We start from the raw sequence: 26,051 nt of genomic DNA on the forward strand, positions 1-26,051 counted from the left end.
CCGGAGCAGGCATCGACCAGCCGTAGCGCGACGCATCGACGACCCGAAATATATTCTTCGGCGGGGAGGTCCCGCGACGTCGGGCGGCAGCCTACGATCACGGGGTGATCTCGGCGGCAGACTCGGACGCGGCAAGCGGTGAACCAGCGGTGACGGTGACAGCGGACCGGCCGGTCCGTCCACCGGACGCCGGCCCGACGGGTCCCCACCCGGGCGGCACCGGGGCGTCAGGACCGTCGGGGCCGACCGGCGGGGTCGGGCTGCCGGCCGTGGTCCGCCGCCGGCTGGCACCACTGGACAACTGGCTGGAGCCGTGGTCCTGGCTGGCCACCGCCGTGGTGGTGACCATCGCCGGCGTACTGCGGCTGGTCAACCTGAGCCACCCGCCGGGCCTGATCTTCGACGAGCTCTACTACGCCAACGAGGCCAACGAGCTGCGCCAGTACGGCTTCGAGTGGGACGAGACCAACAACACCCCGGCGTACGTGGTGCATCCGCCGCTCGGCAAGTGGATCATCTCGCTGGGCGTCCGCTTGTTCGACTTCACCGAGTTCGGCTGGCGGATCTCGGCGGCGGTGGTCGGCATCCTGATGGTGCTGATCATCACCCGGACGGCCCGGCGGTTGTTCCGCTCCACGGTCCTCGGCTGCACGGCCGGGCTGCTGCTCGCCCTGGACGGCTTCCATCTGGTGCTGTCCCGGACCGCCCTGCTCGACATCTTCCTCGCGTTCTTCGTGCTCGCCGCCTTCGCCGCGCTGGTCGTCGACCGGGACTGGAGTCGGCGGCGGTGGCTGCGGGCGGTCGACGACGGGCTCGATCCGACTCTGCCGGGCCGCGCCGGCCGACCGCCGTTCGCCGTACCGTGGTGGCGGCTGATCGCGGCGCTGCTGCTCGGCTGCGGTCTCGCCGTCAAGTGGAGCGCGCTGTGGTTCATCCCGGTGTTCGGCCTGCTGGTGATCTGGTGGGAGGCCGGTGCCCGCCGGTCCGCCGGGGTCCGCCGGCCGTGGCTGGACGCGACGCTCGGCGAGATCGGTTGGCTGGTCCTCGGCGGGGTGCTGATCCTCGGCACCTACCTCGCCAGCTGGTCGGGCTGGCTGGCAACCGACGGCGGCTACCTGCGGCACTGGCGGGCGGACAACGGCATGTCCGAGGCGCCGGTCATCGGCGCCCTGCAGAACCTCTGGCACTACCACACCCAGGCGTACGGCTTCCACAGCACATTGGAGACGGAGCACCGCTACCAGTCGTGGCCGTGGCAGTGGCTGCTGCTGGGCCGCCCGGTCGCCTTCCACTGGACCGACCAGACCGCCTGCGGAGCACCCAGCTGCGCCGAGGAGGTGCTGCTGCTGGGCACTCCGCTGCTGTGGTGGTCGTTCCTGCCGGCCCTGGCGGCGCTGGTCTGGCTCGGTATCGCCCGCCGGGACTGGCGGGCCGGGGCGATCCTCGCCGGGGTGGCCGCCGGGCTGCTGCCGTGGTTCTACTACGCCACCGAGGGCCGGACCATGTTCTCCTTCTACACCGCGCCAGCGCTGCCGTTCCTGATCCTCGCGGTGACCTATGTGCTCGGCGCGATCGTCACACCGTCCGGTGGGACGGCGGTCGCCGATCCGGCCGGCAACGACCGACGGTTGGTCGGCGCGGTGGTCGCCGGCACCTACGTCCTGCTGGTTGCCGTCTGCTTCGCGTACTTCTACCCGATCTTCGTCGGTGAGCCGCTGCCGTACGAGGACTGGTCGGCGCGGATGTGGCTCGGCGGGCGCTGGATCTGACCATCGCGGCCGGCCCGCTCCCGGCCCGCTGCCCGTCCGGTGGTCTACGGGCCCGTCCGGTGGTCGACGACCGCCGGACGGGTGCCGTCAGCCGATCGTGGACTCACCCGACCCAAGTCTCCACTGTGATCAGCAGCGTCGGCTGAGACAGCAGGTGGGCGAGGGTGCCGGAGAGCATTGGAAGACAAAAGAAGCGCGCCCCGATCGCCTGCCACGGGGGAAGCGGGCGATAGGGGCGCGCATGAAAAGCTTAACCAGGTCGACCCCTGCCGCACAACGGGCCAGGCAAGGCTAGTTTGCGGTTCAGCACGGAACGGAACAACCACCAAAAGCGACATCCACTGTCATAGTCAGCGAAAGCGGCGGCGGAGGCTACGTCGGTTCTGCCCCGGCGCGCTGCGGTCGATCCGGCGAAGCGCCAGCTCCGAGTCACGGCGACGCTGATCAGCCAGATCACTGAAGGTCAGCACCAGGCCGCGTACCCCCGGCACCCGCCGCAGATCCCGGCACCGCACCTCGAGCAGCACGTGGCTGCCGTCCGGCCGGCGCAGCACCCACTGGTCACCCACCGCCGAACCGTCGTCCCGGTCACCGGCCGCGCCGAGGGTCCGGGACACCTGCGCCTGATCGGCGGGGTGCACCAGGTCCCGCCAGTCGGCGAGGACCGCCGGCTCGACGCCGAACAACCGGCTGCACGGCGGACTCGCGTACCGGATCCGGTCGTCCGCTCCGACGATCACCACCGCGTCGCCGGCGGTGCCCGCGACCAGATTGAGGTAGCGGTCCCGGTCCCGCCGGGCGGCCTCCTCGGTCGCGGCGATCCGGTGCAGGGCCAGCGCCGCCTGAGCGACGACCACCTCGATCGCGTCCCGACTGGCGGCCAGCACCCCGTCCGCCGCCCCGACCAGCAGCGCGGTACCGGTCCCGCCGGACGGGGCCGGCGCGGCCAGGCCGGCCACCAGGGCGGCCGGTGCCGGGGCGAGCCGGTCGGCCAGGTCGGGATGCAACAGCCGGATCGGCATGATCCGGGTACGCCGCCGCGCCGCGTCCACCGGCAACGGGTCGTCGACGACGACCTGTGGCTGCCAGTCGGCCACCGACTCCGGGTCGGGCGGCTCGCCGCCGGCCCCCGCCACCGGGCGGCGCACGGCGAACAGGACCTGGTGATCGGTCCCGGCTGGCAGCAGCTCGCCGACCGACCGGCGGACCATCTCGGCCACCTGCGCGATCGTGGTGGCCGACAGCAGCCGCGTCCCGGCCCGGCGCAGCGACCGTTCCCGGTGCACCGCGGCCCGGTGCCCGGTCACCGAATCGACCACCCGGGTCACCGCGAGCATCGTGGTGAGACCGGCCGCCGCAGCGGTCACCAACCCGTCGGGCAGCTCGGCCGGCTCTGCGGCGAACGCCTGGATCACCAGCAGGAACGGCACCGTCAGGCAGGTGATCGTCAACAGACCGACCCGCATCGCGGCGACGTCGTCCGGGCCCCGGTCGGACCGGGTGGCCAGCCGAGCCATGTTCGGGTGCAGGGCGGCGACCCCCCAGCTGACGTAGAAGACGTACCAGCCGAGTTCGGCCGGGTGCCCCGGCTGCCAGCCGGCGTTGAGTTCGGCGGCCGCGTACCAGACGTCGGCGGCCAGCATGCCGGCCGCGCCGACCGCCAGCCCGATCACCGTCGGATCCCGCCAGGCGGCGGCAGCCAGGCGCAGCATCACCACGACGACCAGCACCCCACCGAGGCCGTGTACGGCCAGCAGCGCCTTCTCCACCGCCGGCAGATCCACATCGGTCACCGCCGGGCCGACCACCAGGGTCCAGGTGACCAGGCCGGTCACCACGACCAGCACCAGGGTGTCCAGCAGAGCGGACCGGTCCCGCAACGCCACCGTAGTGCGGGTCAGGCTGAGCACCCCGGCGGCGAGCAGGCCGAAGGTCGCCAGGTAGGCGGCGTCGGCGATCAGCGACAGGGCGTCACCGGCGGCACCCGTCGTACGCCGCGACAACTCGTAGTGGACGTCGCCGACCGCCAGCGCCCCGGCGCCGCCGGCCAGCAGCAGCCAGGGAAACCGGCGGGGCGGCCGGTGCCGGTGGATTCCCCAACCGACCGCGGCCACGCTGACCACGCCGATCGCCCCCCACCAGACGGCGGCGGCATCCGGCGCCCAGAAGACCGCCACGCCGAGGACAGCCTGCACCGCGAGGTAACCGGTCAGGACGCGCCGTGGCACCGGGACTCCTTCATACATTGGCCGGCCGCCCGGACCGCGGACCGCGCCGACCCCCGGCTAAAGCATGAGGGCTGGTGCGGGCCGGCACAACATCGGCTCGGGCAGCAGTACGCGGAACACGGCACCACCGCCCGGCCGGTCGTACAGCTCGATCCGGCCGGCGTGACCGTCCACGATCGCCGCGACGATCGCCAGCCCGAGGCCGGAGCCGCCGCCCCGCGCCCGGGTGCGGCTTGGATCCACCCGGTACAGCCGCTCGAAGACCCGCCCGGCGTGCGCCGCCGGCACGCCGGGACCGGTGTCGGTCACCTCGATCACCGCCAGCGGCGCGTCCGCCGGCAGGTCCCGCCCGACCGCCGCGAGCGGCCGGTCCGACAGGGCACCGCCAGCGCCGGCCGGCAGATACCCCACCCGTACGGTGATCTCGGCCGCCGGCGGGGTGTGCTGCAGCGCGTTCGCCACCAGGTTGGCGGCCACCTGGCGCAGCGCCGGTTCGTCCCCCGGCACCGAGACCGGCTGCAGGTCGGGTGCGACCGGCTGCAGGTCGGGTGCGGCGGAGCCGACCGGCCCGGCCGGCGCCATCCGGACCCGACGGTCGGGGGCCCGGGCGGACGCGTCGCGGATCGTGTCGGCGGCGACCGCGAGCAGATCCACCGGTCGACGCACCGGCTGCCGACGCTGGTCGAGCCGGGCCAGCAGCAGCAGGTCCTCCACCAGCAGCCCCATCCGGGCCGCCTCCGCCTCGATCCGGCGCATCGCCTCGTCGAGTTCCGGGCCGGGCGTCGCCCCGCCCCGCCGGTACAGTTCGGCGAATCCCCGGATCGAGGTGAGCGGGGTGCGCAGTTCGTGCGACGCGTCCGCGACGAACTGCCGGAGTCGCTGCTCCGAGGCGGTCCGGGCGGCGACCTCGGCCCCGATCCGGTCCAGCATCGAGTTCAGCGCGCCGCCGAGCCGGCCGACCTCGGTGTGCGGGTCGGCGTCGAGGACCCGCCGGGCCAGGTTGCCGCCGGTGATCTCGGCGGCGATGCGTTCCATCCGGGTCAGCGGGCGCAGCCCGAGCCGGACCGTCGCGGCGGCGACCAGACCGAGCAGCACCAGGATCAGCAGCACCACCACGGCGTCGATCATGAGCAGCGTGTCGGCGGTCGCGTCGACCTGGCGCAGCGAGACGCCGACCACCGCGAGCCCGCCGTCGGCGCGCGGCACCGCCAGCACCCGCCAGGACCCGTCACCGTCGGCGGCGGGCACCGTGTAGGGACGCCGGACAACGGCCCGCTCGACCAGCGCCGGATAGTCGTCCAACTCGGGTAGGGCGGCGTCCGGGTCGGAGGAGAACTGCTGGGTGAGGGTCCCGTCGGCGGCGTACAGCAGGACCGACTGGGCCGGTTGCAGGGAGGCGCCGGGGAACGGTCGGGGTCGGGGACCGTCCGGGTCGAGGGTGGGCGGCGCGGATCCGGCGTACGGTCGGCTCATCAGCCGCAACTGCTCGTCGAGCCGGTCGGTCAGGCTCTGCCGCAGCAGAACCAGACCGGCCGTGTTGGCCAGCAGCAGGGCGACGGCGGTGAGGACCGCGGTGGCCAGCACCAGCCGGGACCGCAGCGTCCAGTGCGACCACCGCCGTACGGTGATCCGGGAACCGAACCGGTTCAGGTGCCGCATCAGACACCGCCCGACCGGGGCAGTCGCAGCGTGTAGCCGACCCCCCGGACGGTGTGGATCAGCGCCGGCTCATGCTGGTCGATTTTCTTACGCAGGTAGTAGACGTACGACTCGACGATCCGGCCGTCGCCGTCGAAGTCGTAGCTCCACACCCGGTCCAGGATCTGGCTCTTGCTGACCACCCGGCCGGCGTTGACCAGCAGATACCGCAGCAGGTTGAACTCGGTCGGCGACAGGTCGACGGGCTGGCCGGCCCGGCGTACCTCGTGGGCGTCCTCGTCGAGCTCCAGGTCGGCGTAGCGCAGCACCCGGTCGGTCGGCTCGGGCTCGTCGACGACGCCGCTGCGCCGCAGGATCGCCCTGATCCGCAGCACCACCTCCTCCAGGCTGAACGGCTTGGCGACGTAGTCGTCGGCTCCGACGGTCAGCCCGGCGATCCGATCCTGCACGGCGTCCCGCGCGGTCAGGAACAGCACGGGTACGTGCCGGCGGCCGCCCCGGCGCATCGTCCGGGCCACCTCGAAGCCGTCCAGATCCGGCATCATCACGTCGAGGACCACCAGATCCGGCTCGAACTCCTCGATCGCCACCAGAGCTGCCCGGCCGCCGTCGACCACCCGGACGTCGAACCGGATCAGCCGCAACGTGGCGGCGAGCAGGGCGCAGATGTTCGGCTCGTCGTCGACGACCAGGATCCGGGGAGCCCGGTCCGGTCCGGTGCCGGCTGCCTGGCCGATCTCGGCGGATGAGGTCATCAGCCATGCATACCGGCGGAGTCTCGGAGCCGGCTGGGAGCCGGCTGTGGGGTACCCGGGCAGCGGCCGCCCGTTCGTGGTCGGCCGCCCGGCACACCACAAACCACCCGCCGGCCACCCTTCCGACATCTGCCGTTCGCTGTGAGTTCGCAGTCCGTTCCGAGGTTGTTTTGATCTGCGCGGTGTTTCCTCACCTTCGCACCGAATCCGCCCTACCTGAAGGTGAGGACCTGCCCATGCGACCCGATTCGGCACCGCCGACGGCCCCCGGCCAGCGACCGAACGACCGGGCCGGCCACGCGCTGCGGGGCGTCACCCGGCTGCACGCGTTCAACCGGTACGAGATCAAGTACCTGGTCGACAACGCGGCGGTACCCGCCCTACGTGACCAGCTCGCCCGCCGGCTCGACCGGGACAGCCATGCCGGGACCACCGGGTACGGGGTGTGGAGCCTCTACTACGACACCGACGACCTGCGCTTCTACTGGGAGAAGATCGAAGGGCTGCGGTTCCGCCGCAAACTGCGGATCCGGCACTACGGCGACCGGACCGGCATCGACGACGACACCACCGTCCACGTCGAGATCAAGCAGCGGGTCAACCGGGTCACCCAGAAACGGCGGATCGCGCTGCCGTACCGACTGGCCCGTCAACTGTGCGACGGCCGCGCCATGATCGACCACGCCGAGCCGCAGCGGGGCTTCGTGCAGGAGGTCCTCGGCCTGGTCAGCGGCCTGGACCTGCGCCCGGTGGCGATCACCGGCTACCACCGGCAGGCGTTCGTCGGCACCGGCGCCGATCTCGGCCTGCGAGTCACCCTGGACACCCGGGTCCGGGGTCGGGACCGTGACCTGCACCTCGGCGTCGACGCCGAGAACCGGTTCATCGTCCCGCCGTGGCGTTCGATCATGGAGGTGAAGGCGAACGAACGGGTCCCGTACTGGCTGACCGACCTCGCCGCGCAGGCGGACCTGTCGGTCGTGCGGGTCAGCAAGTACTGCCAGTGCGTCGAGGCGTTCGGGCGGGCCCCGCGGTCGGTGTTCCACCTGCCGGCCGACGCGCCACCGGCGGAGCCGGACCGGCCGGCCGGCGAGCTGCTGGCCGTCGGCGCGAGCGGCGGGCAGGCCTGACATGGACATCACCTTCCAGGACCTGTCCAGCACGTTCAGCCTCGGCGACATCGCCGCGTCGCTGGCGCTTTCCTTCGTGCTCAGCGCGATCATCGGCTGGGTCTACCGGGCCACCCACCGCAACGTGTCGTACAGCCAGTCGTACGTTCAGACACTGATCATCCTCGGCATGCTGATCTCGTTGATCATGCTGGTCGTCGGCTCCAACATCGCCCGGGCCTTCGCCCTGGTCGGCGCGCTGTCCGTGGTCCGGTTCCGCAACGCGATCAAGGAGACCCGCGACGTCGGCTTCATCTTCCTGGTGATGGGCGTCGGCATGGCCTGCGGCACCCGGTTCTACCTGCTCGCGGTGATCGCCACGGTCGCGATCTGCCTGATCATCGGAGTGATGTACCGCTTCAACTGGTTCGCGCTCAACGTGCAACGCCAGGTGGTGAAGGTGCAGGTGCCACCGGACCGCGACCACACGCACGCCGTGCAGGACGTGCTGCTGCGGCTGACCACCGAATTCGAGCTGGTCAGCATCGAGTCCATCCGGGGCGGCGCGTTGACCGAGCTGATGTACACGGTCAGGTTGAAGAAGGGCAGCGAGCCGGGCGAGCTGATCGCCAGTCTGAGCGAGCTGACCGGCGGCCAGCGGGTCACCGTGCTCACCGGCTACGACCAGACGGACCTGTGATGAGCGGTACGCCGTCCGCCCCGAATCCACCGGCCGTGCCGCCGGTCGCTGCGCCGAAGCGCCGGTTGCGGCACCGGATCCCACTGCGGATCCGGCACAACTACCGGCTGCTGGCCAGCTGCGCCGTATTCCTGCTGGTGGTGACGGTCGTGCTGGGCAGCACCCGGATCCGGCCGTACGTCACCAGCGCGGCGAACGCCGCGACGGATGTGGTGACGGTCGACATCGCCGGCACCGTCGACCTGTTCGACTCGACGGTGGCCCACGAGATCTCGCTAATCTTCCGCGACGACGACTACCAACGGATGCTCGACGCCTACTTCGACGACGGCGAGAAGGAGTACGTCGAGGCCGATCTGACGATCGACGGGACCACGATTCCGAGCGTCGGCATCCGACTCAAGGGCAACTCCACACTGAACGGGCTGACCCGCGACGGTGAGACCGCCCAGCGCGGCGGCGGCCAGGGCCAGCCCGCCGACGAAGGGCAACCCGGCGGCGCACCGCAGGGCGGCAACCGGCCCGGTGGCGGGGTCGGCATGGGCATGGCCGGGCTCGCTGCCGAGGAGCCGGAGACCCTGCCCTGGCTGATCAGCTTCGACACGTTCGTCGAGGGGCGGCGCTACCAGGGTCTGCAGGAGATCGCGGTGCGGGTCGGCGGAATGGGTGGCGGCACCGCCGTCGCAAACGAGGCGTTGGCGCTGTCCCTGCTGGCCACCGCCGGTATGACCACCCAGCGGTACGCATACACCTCGTTCACCGTCAACGACCGGCCGACCACCGCCCGGCTCGTCGTCGAGCACCCCGACGAGCAGTACGCCGCCGGGGTCGGATCCAACGGCGTGCTCTACAAGTCCCTGGCCTCCGGGTCGTTCAGCTACCAGGGCGAAGATCTGGTCGAGTACCAGGACGACTTCAAGCAGATCAACCTGACCGGCAGTCAGGACCTGCAGCCGGTGATCAACTTGATCCGCTGGGCCGCCGAGGCCTCCGACGAGGAGTTCGACGCCGAACTGGCCGACCACGTCGACGTCGAGTCCTTCGCCCGCTACGTCGCCGCACAGAATCTGCTGCTCAACTTCGACGACATGGCCGGCCCGGGGCGCAACTACTACCTGTACTACGACCTGGAGACCCGCAAGTTCTCGGTGATCAGCTGGGACCACAACCTGACATTGCGCGGCGACGCGACGCTCGGCCCGCACGACGCGGTCAGCATGGGTGGCGGTCGGTTCGGCGGTGGGCAGGCGCAGCAGGGCGGCGAGCCCGGCGGCGGGCAGCAACAGGAGGGCGGGTTCCAGCCGCCGGAGGGGTTCGAGCTGCCCGAGGGGTTCGAGCTGCCCGAGGGCTTCGAACCGCCGGACGGGTTCCAGCGAGGCGACGGCGGTACGGCTGGCCCGGCGCAGCAGGGCGGTGCGGCGCAGGGCGGTGCGGCGCAGGGCGGTGGCGGTCCCGGTCGGTCGATGGGGCACCCGCTCAAGGAACGGTTCCTGGCCAGCGACGCGTTCACCGAGGTGTACGAGGCCGCGTACCGCGATCTCTATCAGCGGATGTTCGCCAGCGGCGCGGCGACGGCCGCGCTGGACGACCTGGCCGCCGTCCTGGCAACCGTCGACGGTCAGGACGGCTCGGCGGTCGCGACCGAGCTGGAACAGCTGCGGACCACGGTCGAGCAACGGACGGAAAGCCTGCGCGATCAGGTGTGAGCGACGCCTGGCGGCCGTAGAGTCGGTGACCGTACGCGACCAATCCACCCGTCGCCCGCTGGAAGGAGCTCCGTCGATGGCCAAACCGCCGTTGCCGCAACACCTGGTCGAGATGCTGGGCCGGCCGAACCTGTCGGTGATGGGCACGGTGAGCCCGAGCGGCGCGCCGGTGACCGTCGCCACCTGGTACCTGTGGGACGACGGCCGGGTGCTGCTCAACCTGGACGCCGGGCGCAAGCGGCTGGAGCATCTGCGGGCCGACCCACGGGTGTCGCTGACCGTCCTGGACGGCGACTCCTGGTACCGGCACGTCAGCCTGCACGGCAGCGTGACCATCGAGCCGGATCCCGAGCTGGCCGGGATCGACCGGCTGGCCCGGCACTACACCGGTGACCGCTACCCGGACCGGGAGCGCCCCCGGGTGTCCGCCTGGTTGACCGTGGAGTCCTACCACGCCTGGGGCTTCGACCGCTGACCTCCAGCTCCCAGCGGACCACCCACCGTCGCGCGGGTCACGGCCCGTTCAGGTCGGTCGCGGCCGGGCAAATAGAATGGCCCGGAATCATCCGCCGCCGGCCGGTACCCGACGTACCGGCCGTCACCGACCTTGGGAGCAATTCGTGCTGACGATGCAGGACGCGCTGGCCCGCCTCGCGGCGTACTGGGCCGAGCAGGGTTGCCTGACGGTCCAGCCGATGAACACCGAGGTCGGCGCCGGCACGCTGAACCCGGCCACGTTCCTGCGGGTGCTCGGCCCGGAGCCGTGGCGGGTCGCCTACGTCGAGCCGTCGGTGCGCCCGGACGACGCCCGGTACGGCGAGAACCCGAACCGGATCCAGACCCACACCCAGTTCCAGGTGATCCTCAAGCCCGAGCCGGGCGACGCGCAGGAGCTCTACCTCGGCAGCCTGGCCGCGCTGGGCATCGACGTGGCCGCGCACGACGTCCGGTTCGTCGAGGACAACTGGGCCTCGCCGGCGCTGGGCGCCTGGGGGCTGGGCTGGGAGGTCTGGCTGGACGGGTTGGAGATCACCCAGTTCACCTACTTCCAGCAGGCCGGTGGGATCAACCTCGAGGTGCCGTCGGTGGAGATCACCTACGGCATCGAGCGGATCATGATGGCGTTGCAGGGCGTCCGCCACTTCAAGGAGATCGCGTACGCGCCGGGCATCTCCTACGGCGAGATCTTCGGCCCGGGTGAGTACGAGATGTCCCGTTACTACCTGGACGACGCCGACGTCGCCACCAACCGGCAACTGCTCGACCTGTACGCCGCCGAGGCGCAGCGGATGATCGACGCCGGGTTGCCGGTGCCGGCGCACAGCTTCGTGCTCAAGTGCTCGCAGGCGTTCAACGTGCTGGACGCGCGGGGCGCGGTCTCCACCGCCGAACGGGCGACGGAGTTCGCCCGGATGCGCCGGCTGGCCGGCGAGGTGGCGCAACTGTGGGTGCGCCGCCGCGACGAGCTCGGCCACCCACTCGGCGTGGTGCCGCCGGCACCGGCCGGGCAGGCCGACGGGGCAGCCGCACAGCCCGGTGAGTCCGGCCCGGCCCGGCAGCTGGTCTTCGAGATCGGCACCGAGGAGATGCCGCCGTCGGAGGTCCGCTCGGCCCGCCAGCAGGTCGCCAAGCTGGTCGCCGACCGGCTGGCCGCCACCCGGCTGGCGCACGGTGACGTCCGGGTGCTGGCCACCCCGCGCCGGCTGGTCGCCGTCGTCGACGCGGTCGCCGCCCGCGAGCCCGACCACACCCGCACGGTACGCGGCCCGAAGGTCGCCGCCGGGTTCCGCCCGGACGGCACGCCCACCCCGGCTGCGGCGGGCTTCGCCCGTTCCCAGGGGATCGAGGTGGCCGACCTGGCCCGGGTGGAGATCGGCGGCGTACCGCATCTGGCCGTGCTGCGCGACGAGCCCGGCCGCACCGCGACGGAGGTCCTCACCGAGGTGCTCGCCGGGGTGGTCACCGGCCTGCGCTCGGCGAAGAACATGCGCTGGCGGGATCCGCAGCTGGCGTTCACCCGTCCGGTCCGCTGGCTGCTGGCGCTCTGGGGTGACGTGGTGGTGCCGGTCGAGGTGTCCACGCTGGCCGCCGGCCGGACCACCCGGGTGCACCGGACCGCCGCGACGTCGACCGTCGAGGTGGCCGACGCGGAGAGCTACCTGGCGACGGTCCGTGACGCCGGCATCGTGGTGGACCCGGACGAACGCCGGGCGATCGTCACCGCCGCCGCCGGTGAGCTGGCCGCCGGCGTCGGCGGTCAGGTCGACCTGGCCGCCGAGGCCGGTCTGCTCACCCAGGTGGTGGACCTGATCGAGCAGCCCACGCCGCTGCTCGGCGGGTTCGAGGAACGCTACCTGGAGCTACCCGAGGCGGTCCTGGCCACGGTGATGCGCAAGCATCAGCGGTACCTGCCGGTACGCGGTGCGGACAGTGCCCTGTTGCCGCACTTCGTGGCGGTCGCCAACGGCGCGATCGACACCGATCTGGTACGGGCCGGCAACGAGGCGGTGCTGCGGGCCCGGTACGAGGACGCGGCGTTCTTCTACCGCGCGGACCGGGCGACCCCGCTGGCCGAGCTGCGGTCCCGACTGAACCGGTTGACCTTCACCGACAAGCTGGGGTCGATGGCGGACCGGGCCGACCGGATCGCCGGGCTGGCCGGTGACCTGGCCGAGATGATCGCACTGTCCGATGCGGACCGGGCGACCTTGGACCGCGCGGCCGAGCTGGTCAAGTTCGACCTCGGCTCGCAGATGGTCACCGAGATGACCAGTCTCGCCGGGGTGATGGCCCGTGACTACGCCGAGCACGCCGGGGAGCCGGCGGCGGTCGCGCAGGCGGTGTTCGAGGCTGAGCTGCCGCGCAGCACCGGTGACCAGCTGCCGCAGTCGCTGCCGGGGGCGCTGCTGTCGCTGGCCGACCGGCTGGATCTGGTGACCGGGCTGGCTGCCACGGTCGGCATGCCGACCGGCAGCAGCGACCCGTTCGCGATCCGGCGGGCGGTGCTGGGGCTGTTGGCGGTGCACCGGAGTCAGCCAGGGCTGGCCGGGATCTCGCTGGCCGCTGGGCTCGCGGCTGCCGCCCGGCGGCAGCCGGTGCCGGTCGACGATGCGGTGCTGGCCGAGATCGTCGAGTTCCTGACCCGCCGGGTGGAGCAACTGCTGACCGAGGAGGGTCAGCCGGTGGACCGGGTCCGCGCGGTGCTGGCGCACGCCGACCGGCCGCAGCTGGTCGACCGGCTGCTGACCCAGCTGGACCGGCTGCTGGCCGACGAGCAGTTCCGGGCACTCGCCGAGGCGCTGCAGCGGGCCCGGCGGATCGTCCCGGCCGATGTGCCCGCCGAGTACGACCCGGCGCTGCTCACCGAGCCGGCCGAGGTACGGCTACACGAGGTGGTCAAGCAGGTGCGGGCCGACCTGGACCACAGCGCTGACCTCGACCGGTTCACCGGGATCGCCGGGCAGCTGACCGCGCCGGTGAACGCCTTCTTCGACGACGTCTTCGTGATGGCCGAGGATCCGCAGCTGCGTCAGGCCCGACTGGGTCTGCTCGCCACGGTCGCGGCGCTCGCCGCCGACGTGCTGGACTGGCCACAGCTGAGGATGTGACCCTGAAGGAGGGGTCCGCCACGCGCGGTGGCAGTGCGGTTCGGCCACGCGGCGGGGTCCGCCGGCCGTGCTACCGTCTGTCAGTCCACACTCGGTGTCGACGAGGAAGGCGGGGGCTGGCCATTACGTCTCCGGGAGCCTGCGACACGCACCCGTCCGCCGGTGCCGCCGCGGCCGCGCCGCACGGCTGGGTGGACGGGCCTGCCGGGCCGGTCCGCAACGTACCGAATCTGATCACCACGGTCCGGACCGTGGTCGCCGTCGGCCTGGCCGTGCTGGCCGTCGTCGGCGACAGCGCGGTGCTCACCGGCGTCGCGATCGCCTGCTACTGGATTGGTGACATGGCGGACGGTCTGGCCGCCCGGCTGCTGCGGCAGGAGACCCGGTTCGGCGCCGTCTATGACATCGTCTGCGACCGGATCTGTTGCCTGGCGGTCGCCGCCGCGCTGATCCCGCTGCTGCCGTCGATGGGCGTGCCGCTGGGCATCTTCGTCGTGCAGTTCGTCGTGGTGGACCTGGTGTTGAGCCTGAGTTTCCTGCGGTGGCCGCTGCTGAGCCCGAACTACTTCCATCTTGTGCACACCCAGGTGTACCGGTTCAACTGGTCGCCGGTGGCGAAGGCGTTGAACACCGGCGGCCTGGTGCTGCTGGTGGTGCTGGCACCGTCGCCGGTGCTTCCGGTGGCTTTCACCTTGGCGATCGCCGCGGTGAAGCTCGCTTCGCTCGTCGTGGTGGCCCGGATCCCGCTCGCTGTCGACCTTCCGGGTCTGCGCGCCGCCTCCTCGTGATCGCGGTTCTGCTGGCCACCGTCGCGGTGGGTGCGTTGTCGGCGGTGTCGCCGGTGACTCCGATCGAGCCGTACCTGATCGCGTTGACCGCCACCACGTCCCATCAGCCGGTCGCGCTGGGCGTCGCTGCGGCGCTCGGTCAGACCGCCGCCAAGCTCGCCATGTTCCTGGCGTCGCGGGGGGTGATCCGGTCGCCGTGGCTACGCCGGTGGCTGGACAAGCGGACCGCTCCGAAGGCGGCGGCCACGGCCAGCGCGGTAGCGGCCGACGGCACGACGGCGGCGGACCCGACGGCGGCGGACGGCAGGTCGCGGGCCGGATGGTTCCGCCGGATCGGTCCGGCGATCGGCGACCGGCTGCCGCAGGGGCTGCGCAGCAGGTTGTCCGGCTGGGCGGGCTGGGTGGCCCGGGAGCACCGCCGACTGTACGAGCCGGCGTTCGTCGTACCGACCCTGTTCGCGAGCAGCGTGATCGGCGTGCCTCCGCTGCTGGTCACGACGGTGGTGGCCGGTGGAACCCGGATGCCGGCCAGCGTGTTCACAGTGGTCTGCTTCGTCGGCAGATCGATCCGATTCGTCGCACTTGCGATGGTTCCCAGCTGGTTCACCGGCTGAGCGTTTATCAAACCGTTACACGCATAGCCCTTGCCGGAAACAGAGCCGGCAGTCCCTAATTTGTCCAACGGCTTAACAAAACCTCGGTGACCGCGTCGTGGCAGCGCGTTCACCGGGCCAGACGGGACGGCCATCGGCGGGTCGGCCCACCCGACAGTGTGTTCACCAGGACTAGGAGACCACGTGTCCCGAACCCGCCGACGCCACCTTCAACGTGGCCCGCTAACCGCTGCAATACTTTCGCTCTCCATGTTGTCTACTGCCCTGCTCGGTGCCCCCGCCGCGCAGGCCGCACCGGGCACCCCGGGCAACCCGGTCGATCCGGCCCCCGCCGTGCAGGCCGGCCCGGGCGACTTCGAGGCGGCCGCCGACGAGCCGTACTCGGTGCTCGTCTTCTCCAAGACCGCTGGCTTCCGGCACGGCTCCATCCCGGCTGGCATCGCCGCGATCGAGCAGCTCGGTGCCGACAACGGCTTCACCGTCGACACCACCGAGGACGGCGCTGACTTCACCGACGCCAACCTGGCCAACTACCGGGCGGTCATCTGGCTGTCCACCACCGGCGACGTCCTCGACACCGACCAGCAGGCCGCCTTCGAGCGCTACGTCCAGGCCGGTGGCGGGTACGTCGGAATCCACGCCGCCTCCGACACCGAGTACAGCTGGCCCTGGTACGGCGAACTGGTCGGTGCCTACTTCTCCGGCCACCCCGCCAACCAGAACGCCACGGTCAAGGTCGAGGACCCGGCCCACCCGTCCACCGACGGGCTGCCCGCCGAGTGGGTCCGCTACGACGAGTGGTACAACTTCCAGACCAACCCGCGCGGCGACGTGCACGTGCTGGCCAGCCTGGACGAAACCACCTACACCGCCGGGGCCGGCGCGATGGGTGCCGACCACCCGATCGCCTGGTGCAGCGACTACGACGGCGGCCGGGCCTGGTACACCGGCGGCGGCCACACCGACGAGTCGTTCGCCGAGCCGGAGTTCCTCGACCACCTGCTCGGCGGCATCCAGTCCGCCGCCGGGGCCGTCGACTCCGACTGCGGTGCCTCGCTCACCGAGAGCTTCGAGAAGATCACGCTGGACAGCAACACCAGCAACCCGATGGAGCTGGACATCGCCCCGGACGGGCGGGTCTTCTACATCGAGCGGGACGGCCGGGTGCAGATCGTCAAGCCGGACACCGGCAACACGGTCACCGCGATCGACCTCGACGTGTTCACCGGCAACGAGGACGGCCTGATCGGTATCCGGCTCGACCCGGACTTCGCCGACAACGGCTGGGTGTACCTCTACTACGCCCCTAACGACGGCGTGGCCCGCAACCTGCTGTCCCGGTTCACCGTCACCGGCGACAGCATCGACCCGGCCAGCGAGAAGGCCGTGCTGCAGGTCGACACGCAGCGCAACACCTGCTGCCACGCTGGCGGCACCATGACCTTCGACAGCCAGGGCAACCTTTACCTGGCCACCGGGGACAACACCAACCCGTTCGAGTCGAGCGCCTACAGCCCGCTCGACGAGCGGGCCGGGCGGCAGGACTACGACGCGCAGCGTACCTCCGGCAACACCAACGACCTGCGCGGCAAGGTGATCCGGATCCACCCGGAGGACGACGGGACGTACACCATCCCGGACGGCAACCTCTTCGCACCGGGCACCGCGCAGACCCGCCCGGAGATCTACGCGATGGGCTTCCGCAACCCGTTCCGGATCGGCATGGACCTGGCCACCGACACGCTCTACGTGGCGGACTACGGCCCGGACGCCAACTCGGACAACCCCGACCGTGGTCCCCGGGGCCTGGTCGAATGGAACATCGTCGACACTCCCGGCAACTACGGCTGGCCGTACTGCACCGGGACGAACGAGGCGTACAACGACTACCAGTTCCCGTCCGGCCCCAGCGGTGCGAAGTTCGACTGCTCGGCGCCGGTGAACGACTCCCCCAACAACACCGGCCTGACCGAGTTGCCGCCGGCGATCCCCGCCACCGTGGACTACGGCTACAGCGGTGACCCGCGCTACCCCGAAATCGGTGGCGGCGGCGCTCCGATGGGCGGGCCGGTCTACCGCTACGACGCCGAGCTGGCCTCGGACCGCAAGTGGCCGGCGTACTACGACGGCAAGGCGCTGCTGGGCGAGTGGAACCAGTCGAAGATGTACACCATGCAGGTGTCCAGCGACGCCACCGAACTGGTGGACATCAACCAGTTGCTGACCGGGATGAGCTTCGTCCGCCCGATGGACTTCGAGTTCGGCCCCGACGGCGCCCTGTACCTGATCGAATGGGGCAGCGGCTTCGGCGGCAACAACGACGACTCGGGGGTCTACCGGATCGACTACATCGCCGGTAGCCGGGCACCGATCGCGGAGGCCAGCGCCACCCCGACCTCCGGCCAGGCACCGCTGACCGTGCAGTTCTCCAGCGCGGGCTCGCGCGACCCGGACGGCGGCACGCTGACCTACGCCTGGGCGTTCGGTGACGGCGGGACCTCCACCGAGGCCAACCCGACCCACACCTACACCGAGGCCGGCAACTACACCGCGCAGTTGACCGTGACCAACCCCAACGAGCGCACGGCGGTTGCCAACGTACCGGTGACAGTCGGTAACACCGCACCGACGGTGACCATCGACTTCCCGCCGGCCGGCGGCTTCTTCGACTGGGGCGACCAGGTCGAGTACACGATCACCGTGACCGACCCGGAGGACGGCGAGATCGACTGTGACCGGGTGGAGCTGCAGGTGCTGCTCGGCCACGACGAGCACGCCCACCCGTTGGAGCAGCACACCGGCTGCTCCGGCACGGTGCAGACCCAGCTCGCCGCCGGCCACGGCGCCGAGGCGAACGTCTTCGGCGTGTTCGAGGCCACCTACACCGACGACGGCGGTGTCGGCGGTGCCGCGCCGCTGACCGGCCGGGCGATCGAGCTGCTGCAGCCCAAGCGCAAGCAGGCCGAGTACTTCAGCTCGACCGGACGGGTGGACGGCGCCACCGGCGACGACGACCCGGGCGTACAGATTGAGACCACCAGCGACCCGGCCGGTGGCGGCGAGAACATCGGCTTCATCGAGGACGGCGACTGGTGGTCGGTCGACCCGGCCAACCTGACCAACGTCGACTCGATCCGGTTCCGGGTCGCGTCGGCGACGGCCGGCGGCCGGATCGAGGTCCGCGCCGACGCCGTCGACGGTCCGGTGGTCGCCTCCGCTGACATCGCGGGTACCGGCGACTGGCAGACCTGGACCGACGTGACCGCGCCGGTCACCGGCGGTGCCGACGCGGCGGTGCTGTACTTCGTCGCCCGGGATCCGGGTGGCGGCGCCGATTCGCTGTTCAACGTCAACTGGATGGACTTCCTCGGCCGAGGCGTCACCGAGAACGCGCCGCCGCAGGTCAGCGTCACCGCGACGCCGACGTCCGGCACCGCGCCGCTCACCGTGGCGTTCGACGGCACGGCCACCGACGCCGAGGGCGACACCCCGTTGACGTACGCCTGGGACTTCGGTGACGGCGGTACCGCCGACACCCTGGACGCCAGCCACACCTACACCGCACCGGGCACCTTCGTCGCCACCCTGGTGGTGACCGACGCCCGGGGCGCGACGGCATCGGCGTACGCGTCGGTGCGGGTCGAGGCGCCGAACACGTCCTGCTTCGGGGCGCGGTCGGACGACTTCCTCGGCAACGAACTGGACCGCGACCGGTGGACGGTGGTCCGGGAGAGCCAGGTGTACTCGGTGGCCGACGGCACGCTGCTGCTGCCGACCGGCGTCGGTGACCTGTACGGCGACCGTAACGACGCCACCAACCTGGTCCTGCAGCCCGCGCCGGATGGCGCCTGGCAGGCCACCACCAAGGTCACGTTGCCGGTGACCGCCAACTACCAGCAGGCTGGTCTGCTGGTCTACGGCGACGACGACAACTACGCCAAGGTGGACCTGCTGTACAACGGCAGTCGCCGGGTGGAGTTCATCCGGGAGACCGCCGGCACCCCGCGCAACGAGGGTGCCGACGCCACCGACGCGCCCACAGGTGACACCATCTACCTGCGGGTGACCAGCGACGGGACGAACCTGACCGCGGCCATGTCGGCCGACGGGCAGACCTTCACCCCGGTCGGCCGCGAGGCTGCGCTGGCTGGCATCGAGAACCCGCAGATCGGCGTGTTCGCGCTCAACGGCGGGACCGAGGCTCCGGTGGTCGACGCGGCCTTCGACTGGTTCCAGGTTACGCCGGATGAGCCGGCCGGGCCGGTCGAGCCGTCCGACGAGTTCGACGGCGACGCGCTGGACAAGTGCCGGTGGGACGCCATCGTGCGGGAGGACGCGGCCGCCTACCGGGTCGTCGACGGGTCGTTGTTCATCGACGTGCCCAACGGCGACATCTACACCGGTGACAACACCGGGCCGACGAACTTCATCCTGCAGACCGCGCCCGAGGGCGACTGGACGATCGAGACGAAGATCGACGGTAGCCTGCTGAACGAGCAGTACCAGCAGGCCGGTCTGCTCGTCTACGCCGACGACGACAACTACCTCAAGTTGGACTTCGTCACCGACAACTCGCCCGGTTCGGCAGTCAGTCGGCGGATCGAGTTCCGTAGCGAGATCGACGCGGTGATCCAGAACCCGCAGCCGGGGGCCACCGGTTTGACCTCGGGTGTGTGGTACCTGCGGGTGTCCCGTGCCGGTGACGTCTTCACCGCCGCGTACTCGGCGGACGGCACCGACTGGACAGAGTTCGAGTCGCTGACCAGCGCGGTCGTCGGGGCCACCCCGAAGATCGGTGTGTTCACCCTCAGCGGCAACCAGACGGAGTCGAAGACCGCGTCGTTCGACTACTTCCGGTTGACCACGGAGGTGTCGGAGGAGGACACCACGGCGCCGGTGACCGAGGCCGAGGTCGTCGGGACCGGCGAGCCGGCCGGTCCGGTCGAGGGCTGGTACCCCGGGCCGGTCGCGGTCACCCTGACCGCCACCGACGAAGACGGTGGCAGCGGGGTGGCGGGTACCGAGTACTCGCTCGACGACGAGACCGGGTGGACGGCGTACACCGAGCCGGTAGCGGTGAGTGGGGACGGCAGCCACGAGCTGCGGTTCCGGTCCACCGACGCCGCCGGCAACGTGGAGCAGACCCAGTCGGTCACCTTCCAGATCGACGCCACGGCGCCGGTCAGCTCGGCGGAGTTCGCCCCGGCGAACGACAACGGCTGGCACGACGGCACCATCCCGGTGGTGCTCTCCTCCACCGACGATGGTTCCGGGGTCGAGCTGCTGGAGTGGTCGCTCGACGGCGGTGCCTGGACGCCGTACGACGAGCCGGTCGAGGTGACCGGCGACGGTGACCACGAGCTGCTCTACCGGGCCACCGACCTCGCCGGCAACGTCGAGGCGCTGAAGTCGGCCGTGGTGAAGATCGACGGCAGCAAGCCGACCCTGCTGATCTCCGGGCTGGCCGACGGCCAGCTGTACGGCGACAGCCAGGACGTACGGGTGTCGTGGCAGGCGGTCGACCCGACCTCCGGCATCGACACCGTCGTCGGCACGCTGGACGGGCAGCCGTACGCGAACGACACCCTCCAGGTGATGTACGACCTGCCGCTCGGCCTGCACGAGCTGACCGTGACCGCGACCGACAAGGCGGGTAACGACACCACCTCGACGGTCCGGTTCTTCGTCACCACGTCGTTCCGGGACATGCAGAACCTGATCGACAGGTTCAACGCGACCGGACGGTTGTCCAACAAGGCGGACCGCAAGCTGTCCAACAAGCTGGACGCGGCGCGGCTGTCGGAAGCACAGGGCAAGGACAAGCGGGCGATTCAGCAGCTGACCGCGTTCAAGGCCCTCGCCGCCGACCCGGAGCTGGTCACCGACACCGACGTGCGGGACACCCTGATCCGCGACGCCGACGCCATGATTGAACGGCTCGGTGGTACGGCGAGCGCGGCCGGGGTGAAGGCGAACGGCGGCAAGCCGGTCACCGGTGCCGGTCGGCTGGCGGAGGACCCCACCCGGATCGATCCCGACAAGCAACTCTGATCCGCGGTGGCCTCGCCCGGTCCTCGGTGCCGGGCGGGGCCACCGTCCTATCAACGGGTCACCGACCCGTCGACGAGACAGGAAAGGAAGACACCATGCGTCGTACGCGTGGATCGGCCGCCGTTCTGTTCGGCCTGTTGCTGGCGGTGCTGCCGGCGGCCGGTCCCGCGCAGGCGCACAACGGCAAACTCGATCTGGAGGTGGCCGGCGACGGCGCCACCGGGGTGACCGTGCAGGCCTTCCATGACGATGGGCACCGGCTGGACCTTCCGGTCCGGCTGGTGCTGACCGCCACCGCCGACGGTGGGCGGACGGTCGGCCCGCTGCAGCTCGAACCGGCCGGTGAAGGGCAGGGTTTCTACGCCAGCGGCCCGGTGCTCAGCCCGGGTGACTGGCAGGTGACGGTAAGCGCTCCAGCGCCGTACGACAGTACGGCGACGGTCGATGTACAGGCGGTGGAGGGTCAGGCGCCGCCGGTCGCCGATCTGGCCGCCGCAGCGGCCGAGGACGAATCCGGCGGTACGGCCGGAGCCGGTTGGTGGCGTTGGGCGTGGCCGATCGGCCTCGCCGCCCTGGCGGTGGCCGCTCTGGCGGTGGCCGTACGCCGGCCACGATCCAGACAGCCCTGATCACGACGGGGCCAGGGCACTGACAGCGACGGGGCCAGCCGGGTTCGGCTGGCCCCGTCGCTGTCTGGTCAGGTGCCGGGTTCTTCGCTCGACTCTGGACATTGCTACACTGTGGAGATTACGGTCTGGATTGGACGACTCGACCAACTCAGGCTGGAGGGCCGGTGCGCCAACCCACGGTTCGGTACCACAATGCGATCATGGACAGCGCCCGATGGGAGGGGTTCCCCTTCCGCGACGGCGACATCGTGATCTCGACACCCGCCAAGTGCGGCACGACGTGGACCCAGACGATCTGCGCTCTGTTGATCTTTCAGACGCCGGAGCTGCCCCGCCCGCTGGACGACATCACCGTCTGGCCCGACATGAAGACGCGCAGCCAGGCCGACGTGTTCGCGTTCTACGAGGCACAGCAGCACCGGCGCGTCATCAAGACCCACACCCCGTTCGACGGTCTGCCGATCCACGACGGGGTCACCTACATCGCGGTCGGCCGGGACCCGCGTGACGTCGCCCTGTCCTGGGACGCCCACTTCCAGAACACCGACTACGACGTGGTCCTGAAGCTGCGCGACGAAGCGGTCGGCAACGACGACCTGACCGGTGAGCTCACCGACGACGCGCCACCGCAGCTGGAATCCGCCTACGACCGGTTCTGGGCCTGGATGGAACACCCCGACGTGCAGATCGGCCTGCCGTCGATGCTGCACCACATGTCGGGTTTCTGGGCGGAGCGTGACCGGTCCAACGTCCTGCTGCTGCACTACGACGAGCTGAAGGCCGACCTGGCGGGCCAGATGCGGGCGCTCGCCAAACAGCTCGACATCGAGGTGCCCGAACAGCGCTGGCCGGAGCTGGTGCAGGCGGCCACCTTCGATTCCATGCGCAACCGCGCCAAGGAGTTTGCCCCCGTCCTGGCGATGTGGCGGGACCCGAAGCAGTTCTTCAACCGGGGTGCCACCGGCCAGTGGCGCGACCTGCTCGACGACGACGACCTGCGGCGGTACGAGGAGCAGGTCGCCAAGCTCGCCGTACCGGAGCTGGTCGACTGGCTGCACCGCGGCCCGATCACCACCGCGACGACGGTGGGCCGCTGAGCGGCCCGGCACCTGGTGCCTCGGCCGGGCAGCTGGTCACGACGTCGCGTCGGCGGCGGCGAGGGCTGCCCGGCCGAGCGCGGTGAGCTGCGCGTCGGTCGGGGTGACGGTGCCGGCGATCGCCACGTCGACCGCCCAGCCGTGCGGGCCGGCCATGATGACGCCCTGGTAGACGTTGCGGTGCGCCTCGACACCGAGCCCGGGGAACTCGCCTGCGCCGTACTCGTCGAGCAGGTCGTTGTCGACGGCGTCGCGAAAGTCCGGCGTGGTCCCGAAGCGGATCGTGACGCTGCGGGTGCCGCTGTCGTTCTCCCAGGTGCAGGAGACGTTCACCGCGCTACCGAACGGCGGGTTGAACGCGCGGACCGCCACCGGGCCACCCAGCACGTCGACCACCGGAGCCTCGTCGACCGCGCCGCACAGGGTCTGCTCGTCCGGCAACTCTCCCGAGGAGGCGGCGCCAGCGGGCGGGGGCGGGCCGGAACCGGATGGCGTCGCCGCGTCACCGGCGGCCGGTGGGGTGGCCGCATCACCGGCAGCCGGTGGGGTGGCCGCGTCGCCGCTGTCGTCGGAGCCGCAACCGGCCAGCATCAGCAGCAGCGTCCCCACCACCACGCCGGCCCGGCGCCTCCCCATCAGCACGCCGGACCGCAATGTCCCTGACACCTGACTGCCTCCTGACCTGTCGACCCCGTTCACCGGGGCACCGCCACCGCGTCGGTGATGCCCAACGCGGCCACCGCGTCGATCGCCGGACCGAGCGGAGAGCGACCTCGCCTGGGCCCGTCGACATCGGCCGGCGGGTCGCACAGCCGGATCCGGTCCGCCTGTTCACCGGGGCCGAGCACGCCGGCGAGGTCGAACACGGTCGGGCCGTCGCCGGAGCCGGCCCACCGCCACCGGTCGGTGCCGGCGGCGGCCACCCACACCTGGTATCGGGCGTCGCCCGCGCCGATCTGCACCACACCGAGATCCGGCCCCGGGCCGTCGACCAGCGGCGTCGCAGACAGCCGCAGTTGCATCGGGAACTCGCACTCCGTGTCGCCTTCGCCGAGCTGCACGTTGCGGACGTCGCGCGGGCCGAGCGCGTCCGCCGGATCCTTGCCGACCACGCCGGCTTCGACAGCGGCTGCCCGGTCGATCCCGTCCGCCCAGCCACGCACCGGGTAGCGGCGGTCCCCGACCTCCAGCAGGTGGTCGTCGTCGGTACGCCCGACGATCCGTTGCGCCCCGGCCGCGCCGGCGGTGAACGCCGGCTCGCCGGTGGCGGCGACGTCCAGCACGCAGCCGGCGAGCAGCGCCGGATCGGCGACGCCGAGGTGGCGGCAGAGCGCCGTCGCCGCTGCCCGCTGGCGGGCCGGTAGCCCCGCGAGCGTCGTCGGTGCAGCGGGAAAGTCCCGGTCGGTGAAGTCGTCGGTGCCGGTCCCGTCCGGGTACGGCAGCACCGACGTCGCGTCGGTGAGCCGCCAACTGTCGGCGTACCCGCCGTAGATGTCGCCTGCGGACGGTGCCGCCGGGTCGACGACCTGCCCGACGGCGGTCCGCAGGTCGTTGCCGCGGTCGCCGTCGGCGTCGCCGAGCAGGCCCGTCACCGGCCGCCCGGCCGGCACCACGGTGACGTCGAGCAGCGCTGGGCGTACCACCACGAACACCCGGCCGCCGCCGGGCAGCCCGACCTGCACGGTGCGGCCGGAGCGGATCACCTGCTGGTCGCCGACGGTCCGACGGCCGGCCGGGTCGAGCAGGTCGCCGGCCGACGACGTTCCGGCCGGCGGCCCGGCGGCGACCGTGACGGTGACCGAGCCCGCGCCGCTCCCGGGGTGCTCGACCCGGACGACTCCGCCCGGTAGCTGGATCCCGACCGCGCCGGTCGTCGACAGCCGGTCGGAGTCCCGGTACGGCCGGTACCGCACCTGCACCTCGGCGTCGTCGTCGGCGAACCGGGCCAGAACGAACTCGCCGACGGCCTGGAAGTCGTAGTCAAGGCCGTCGAAGGTACGCAGGTGCGGATCGCCCCACGACTGGCCGACGCCGTCCTGCCCGTCGTAGCAGGCACCGGTCTGCGCGTCGCGCAGCTCGCACCCGCCGGCGGCTGCGTCGTCGCCGTCGCCGTCGGGTGTCGCCGGGTCGTCGCCGCCGAGCAGCAGGATCTCGATCCGGGCCAGGTCGAGCAGGTCGTCGGTGGATCGGGACAGCAGGCGTCCGGCGGCGCCGGCGTCAACCCCGGCACCGGTCTGGTCGCCGACCCAGGCAAGCACCTCCGGCAGCCAGGACGGCATCGAGTCGGAGAGCAGGTCGTTGAGCACAGCGCCAGCGACCACGGCGCCGCCGTACCGCTCCAAATCCTGGGCGAGCTGGGCTGCGTCGGCGATGTCGTCGGCGGTCGGCGGCTGACCGGCTCCGGTCACGGCCGCCGCCGCCTCCTCGGCGGTGACCACCACGTCGACCGCGTCACTACCGGGCTGGGCGTAGCCGACCGGCACGACCGCCGGCACAGGCGACGGCCCGACCGCCGGCCGGACCGCAGCGGCCGGTCCACCGGTGCAGTCGAGGACCAGCCGTACGGGTGGGTCCCAGCCGGCCGGGCCGGCACCGGTGCAGTCGGCCGTGCCGTCGATCAACGCGGCCTGGTACGCCTCGCCGGCCGCGTTGAGCGCCACCAGCCGACCGGGCGGGTCCACGGTGATCACGTCCAGCACGTCGACGGTGTCGTCGCCGTCGATGTCGAGCACGCTGCCGTAGCGCCCCGGCGACGCGACCAGCGCGCCGATCCGCCGCCCGGCCCGGTCGGTGAGCACCTTCGCGGTGCCGGCGTCGGCGTGGCTGTCGCCGTCGAGCTTGAGTACGTGCACCGCCGGCTGCGGCAGCGGCATACTGCCGGCGGAGCTCACCTGGTACGCGGTGGGCCGGGTCGCCGGCCCGGGAAGGGCCAGCCGCAGGGTGCCCGGCCAGGCGACTCCGTCGCCCCACGGGCCGGAGAAACTGTCCCAGGCGCGTACCCGGTAACCGCTGGCCGGTCCGGTCGGCGCGTCGGCCGGGGCGGGCTCGACCGTCGGAGCGGCGGGCTCGTTGGTCGGGCCGGGCTGGACGGTCACCCCGGCGGGCAGGAAGTCGCTCACCGGTCGGCTGCTGTAGCCGGCCACCTGCCCGGCGGCCGGATCGCCGGCCCGGTCGAGCTCGTCGTTCCGGTCGAACCAACCGCAGCCGGCGACGAGCAGGACGCCGACCAGCGCCGGGACGCCACTGACCGGAGCTGCCCATCGGCCGGCTCCCGGCCTGCGCCGACAGGGTGAGGTGACCGGTTCTGACACCCGCTCAGCGTCGTTGGGCCGATCATG

16 protein-coding genes are annotated in these 26,051 nt (G+C 71.6%); 11 read left to right on the forward strand and 5 right to left on the reverse strand.

The features are described 5' to 3' along the window. Positions 1-260 precede the first annotated feature (260 nt). The gene (locus O7629_RS22190; protein WP_278174633.1) at positions 261-1,769 is read left to right on the forward strand and encodes a phospholipid carrier-dependent glycosyltransferase; all 1,509 of its coding nucleotides are present in this window, start codon (positions 261-263) and stop codon (positions 1,767-1,769) included. A gap of 350 nt (positions 1,770-2,119) precedes the next feature. Here O7629_RS22190 and O7629_RS22195 read toward each other — a convergent pair whose 3' ends face one another. Genes O7629_RS22195 through O7629_RS22205 form a run of 3 tightly spaced genes read right to left on the reverse strand, consistent with a single transcriptional unit; the run spans position 2,120 to position 6,411 of the window. Next, positions 2,120-3,997, reverse strand: coding sequence for a PAS domain-containing protein (locus O7629_RS22195; RefSeq protein ID WP_278171481.1), 1,878 nt, complete (start codon positions 3,995-3,997; stop codon positions 2,120-2,122). Between the two features lie 57 nt (positions 3,998-4,054). Next, positions 4,055-5,656 (reverse strand): HAMP domain-containing sensor histidine kinase, encoded by a 1,602-nt coding sequence (locus O7629_RS22200; RefSeq protein ID WP_278171482.1) that lies wholly within the window; start codon positions 5,654-5,656, stop codon positions 4,055-4,057. After that, positions 5,656-6,411, reverse strand: coding sequence for a response regulator transcription factor (locus O7629_RS22205; protein WP_278171483.1), 756 nt, complete (start codon positions 6,409-6,411; stop codon positions 5,656-5,658). The genes O7629_RS22200 and O7629_RS22205 overlap by 1 nt, the downstream gene beginning before the upstream one ends. 236 nt (positions 6,412-6,647) lie before the next feature. Here O7629_RS22205 and O7629_RS22210 point away from each other — a divergent pair, with 236 nt between their 5' ends. From O7629_RS22210 to O7629_RS22255, 10 genes are all read left to right on the forward strand, one after another. Next, positions 6,648-7,541 carry a polyphosphate polymerase domain-containing protein gene (locus tag O7629_RS22210; RefSeq protein WP_278171484.1) on the forward strand — a complete coding sequence of 298 codons (894 nt, stop codon included), beginning with the start codon at positions 6,648-6,650 and terminating at the stop codon, positions 7,539-7,541. A gap of 1 nt (position 7,542) precedes the next feature. Continuing rightward, positions 7,543-8,220 (forward strand): DUF4956 domain-containing protein, encoded by a 678-nt coding sequence (locus O7629_RS22215; protein ID WP_278171487.1) that lies wholly within the window; start codon positions 7,543-7,545, stop codon positions 8,218-8,220. Beyond that, positions 8,220-9,926 carry a CotH kinase family protein gene (locus tag O7629_RS22220; protein ID WP_278171489.1) on the forward strand — a complete coding sequence of 569 codons (1,707 nt, stop codon included), beginning with the start codon at positions 8,220-8,222 and terminating at the stop codon, positions 9,924-9,926. Before O7629_RS22215 ends, O7629_RS22220 begins: the two co-directional genes overlap by 1 nt. Before the next feature lie 76 nt (positions 9,927-10,002). Further along, a complete protein-coding gene (locus O7629_RS22225; RefSeq protein ID WP_278171491.1) occupies positions 10,003-10,401 on the forward strand; it encodes a PPOX class F420-dependent oxidoreductase in 399 nt (132 codons plus the stop codon). A 154-nt stretch (positions 10,402-10,555) separates the two neighbouring features. Continuing rightward, positions 10,556-13,534 carry a glycine--tRNA ligase gene (locus tag O7629_RS22230; RefSeq protein ID WP_278174634.1) on the forward strand — a complete coding sequence of 993 codons (2,979 nt, stop codon included), beginning with the start codon at positions 10,556-10,558 and terminating at the stop codon, positions 13,532-13,534. 191 nt (positions 13,535-13,725) lie between these two features. Further along, entirely contained in the window at positions 13,726-14,322 is a 597-nt protein-coding gene (locus tag O7629_RS22235; protein ID WP_278171493.1) for a CDP-alcohol phosphatidyltransferase family protein, read from the forward strand. After that, positions 14,319-14,936 carry a hypothetical protein gene (locus O7629_RS22240; RefSeq protein WP_278171494.1) on the forward strand — a complete coding sequence of 206 codons (618 nt, stop codon included), beginning with the start codon at positions 14,319-14,321 and terminating at the stop codon, positions 14,934-14,936. The genes O7629_RS22235 and O7629_RS22240 overlap by 4 nt, the downstream gene beginning before the upstream one ends. Positions 14,937-15,119: 183 nt before the next feature. Continuing rightward, positions 15,120-20,987 carry a ThuA domain-containing protein gene (locus tag O7629_RS22245; protein WP_278171496.1) on the forward strand — a complete coding sequence of 1,956 codons (5,868 nt, stop codon included), beginning with the start codon at positions 15,120-15,122 and terminating at the stop codon, positions 20,985-20,987. A 95-nt stretch (positions 20,988-21,082) separates the two neighbouring features. Continuing rightward, positions 21,083-21,616: a hypothetical protein gene (locus O7629_RS22250; RefSeq protein WP_278171499.1), complete on the forward strand. Its 534-nt coding sequence runs from the start codon at positions 21,083-21,085 to the stop codon at positions 21,614-21,616. Between the two features lie 200 nt (positions 21,617-21,816). Next, positions 21,817-22,713, forward strand: a complete 897-nt coding sequence (locus O7629_RS22255) for a sulfotransferase domain-containing protein (RefSeq protein WP_278171500.1) — start codon at positions 21,817-21,819, stop codon at positions 22,711-22,713. Between the two features lie 36 nt (positions 22,714-22,749). On the opposite strand, the gene O7629_RS22260 is transcribed toward O7629_RS22255, so the two are convergent. Both O7629_RS22260 and O7629_RS22265 read right to left on the reverse strand, forming a co-directional pair. Beyond that, complete coding sequence (locus O7629_RS22260) at positions 22,750-23,379, reverse strand: hypothetical protein (RefSeq protein ID WP_278171501.1); 630 nt, start codon at positions 23,377-23,379, stop codon at positions 22,750-22,752. 29 nt (positions 23,380-23,408) lie between these two features. Further along, positions 23,409-26,024 (reverse strand): VWD domain-containing protein, encoded by a 2,616-nt coding sequence (locus tag O7629_RS22265; RefSeq protein WP_278171502.1) that lies wholly within the window; start codon positions 26,022-26,024, stop codon positions 23,409-23,411. Positions 26,025-26,051: the final 27 nt, after the last annotated feature.

This window comes from Solwaraspora sp. WMMD792 (genome assembly GCF_029626105.1).
Taxonomy (GTDB): domain Bacteria; phylum Actinomycetota; class Actinomycetes; order Mycobacteriales; family Micromonosporaceae; genus Micromonospora_E.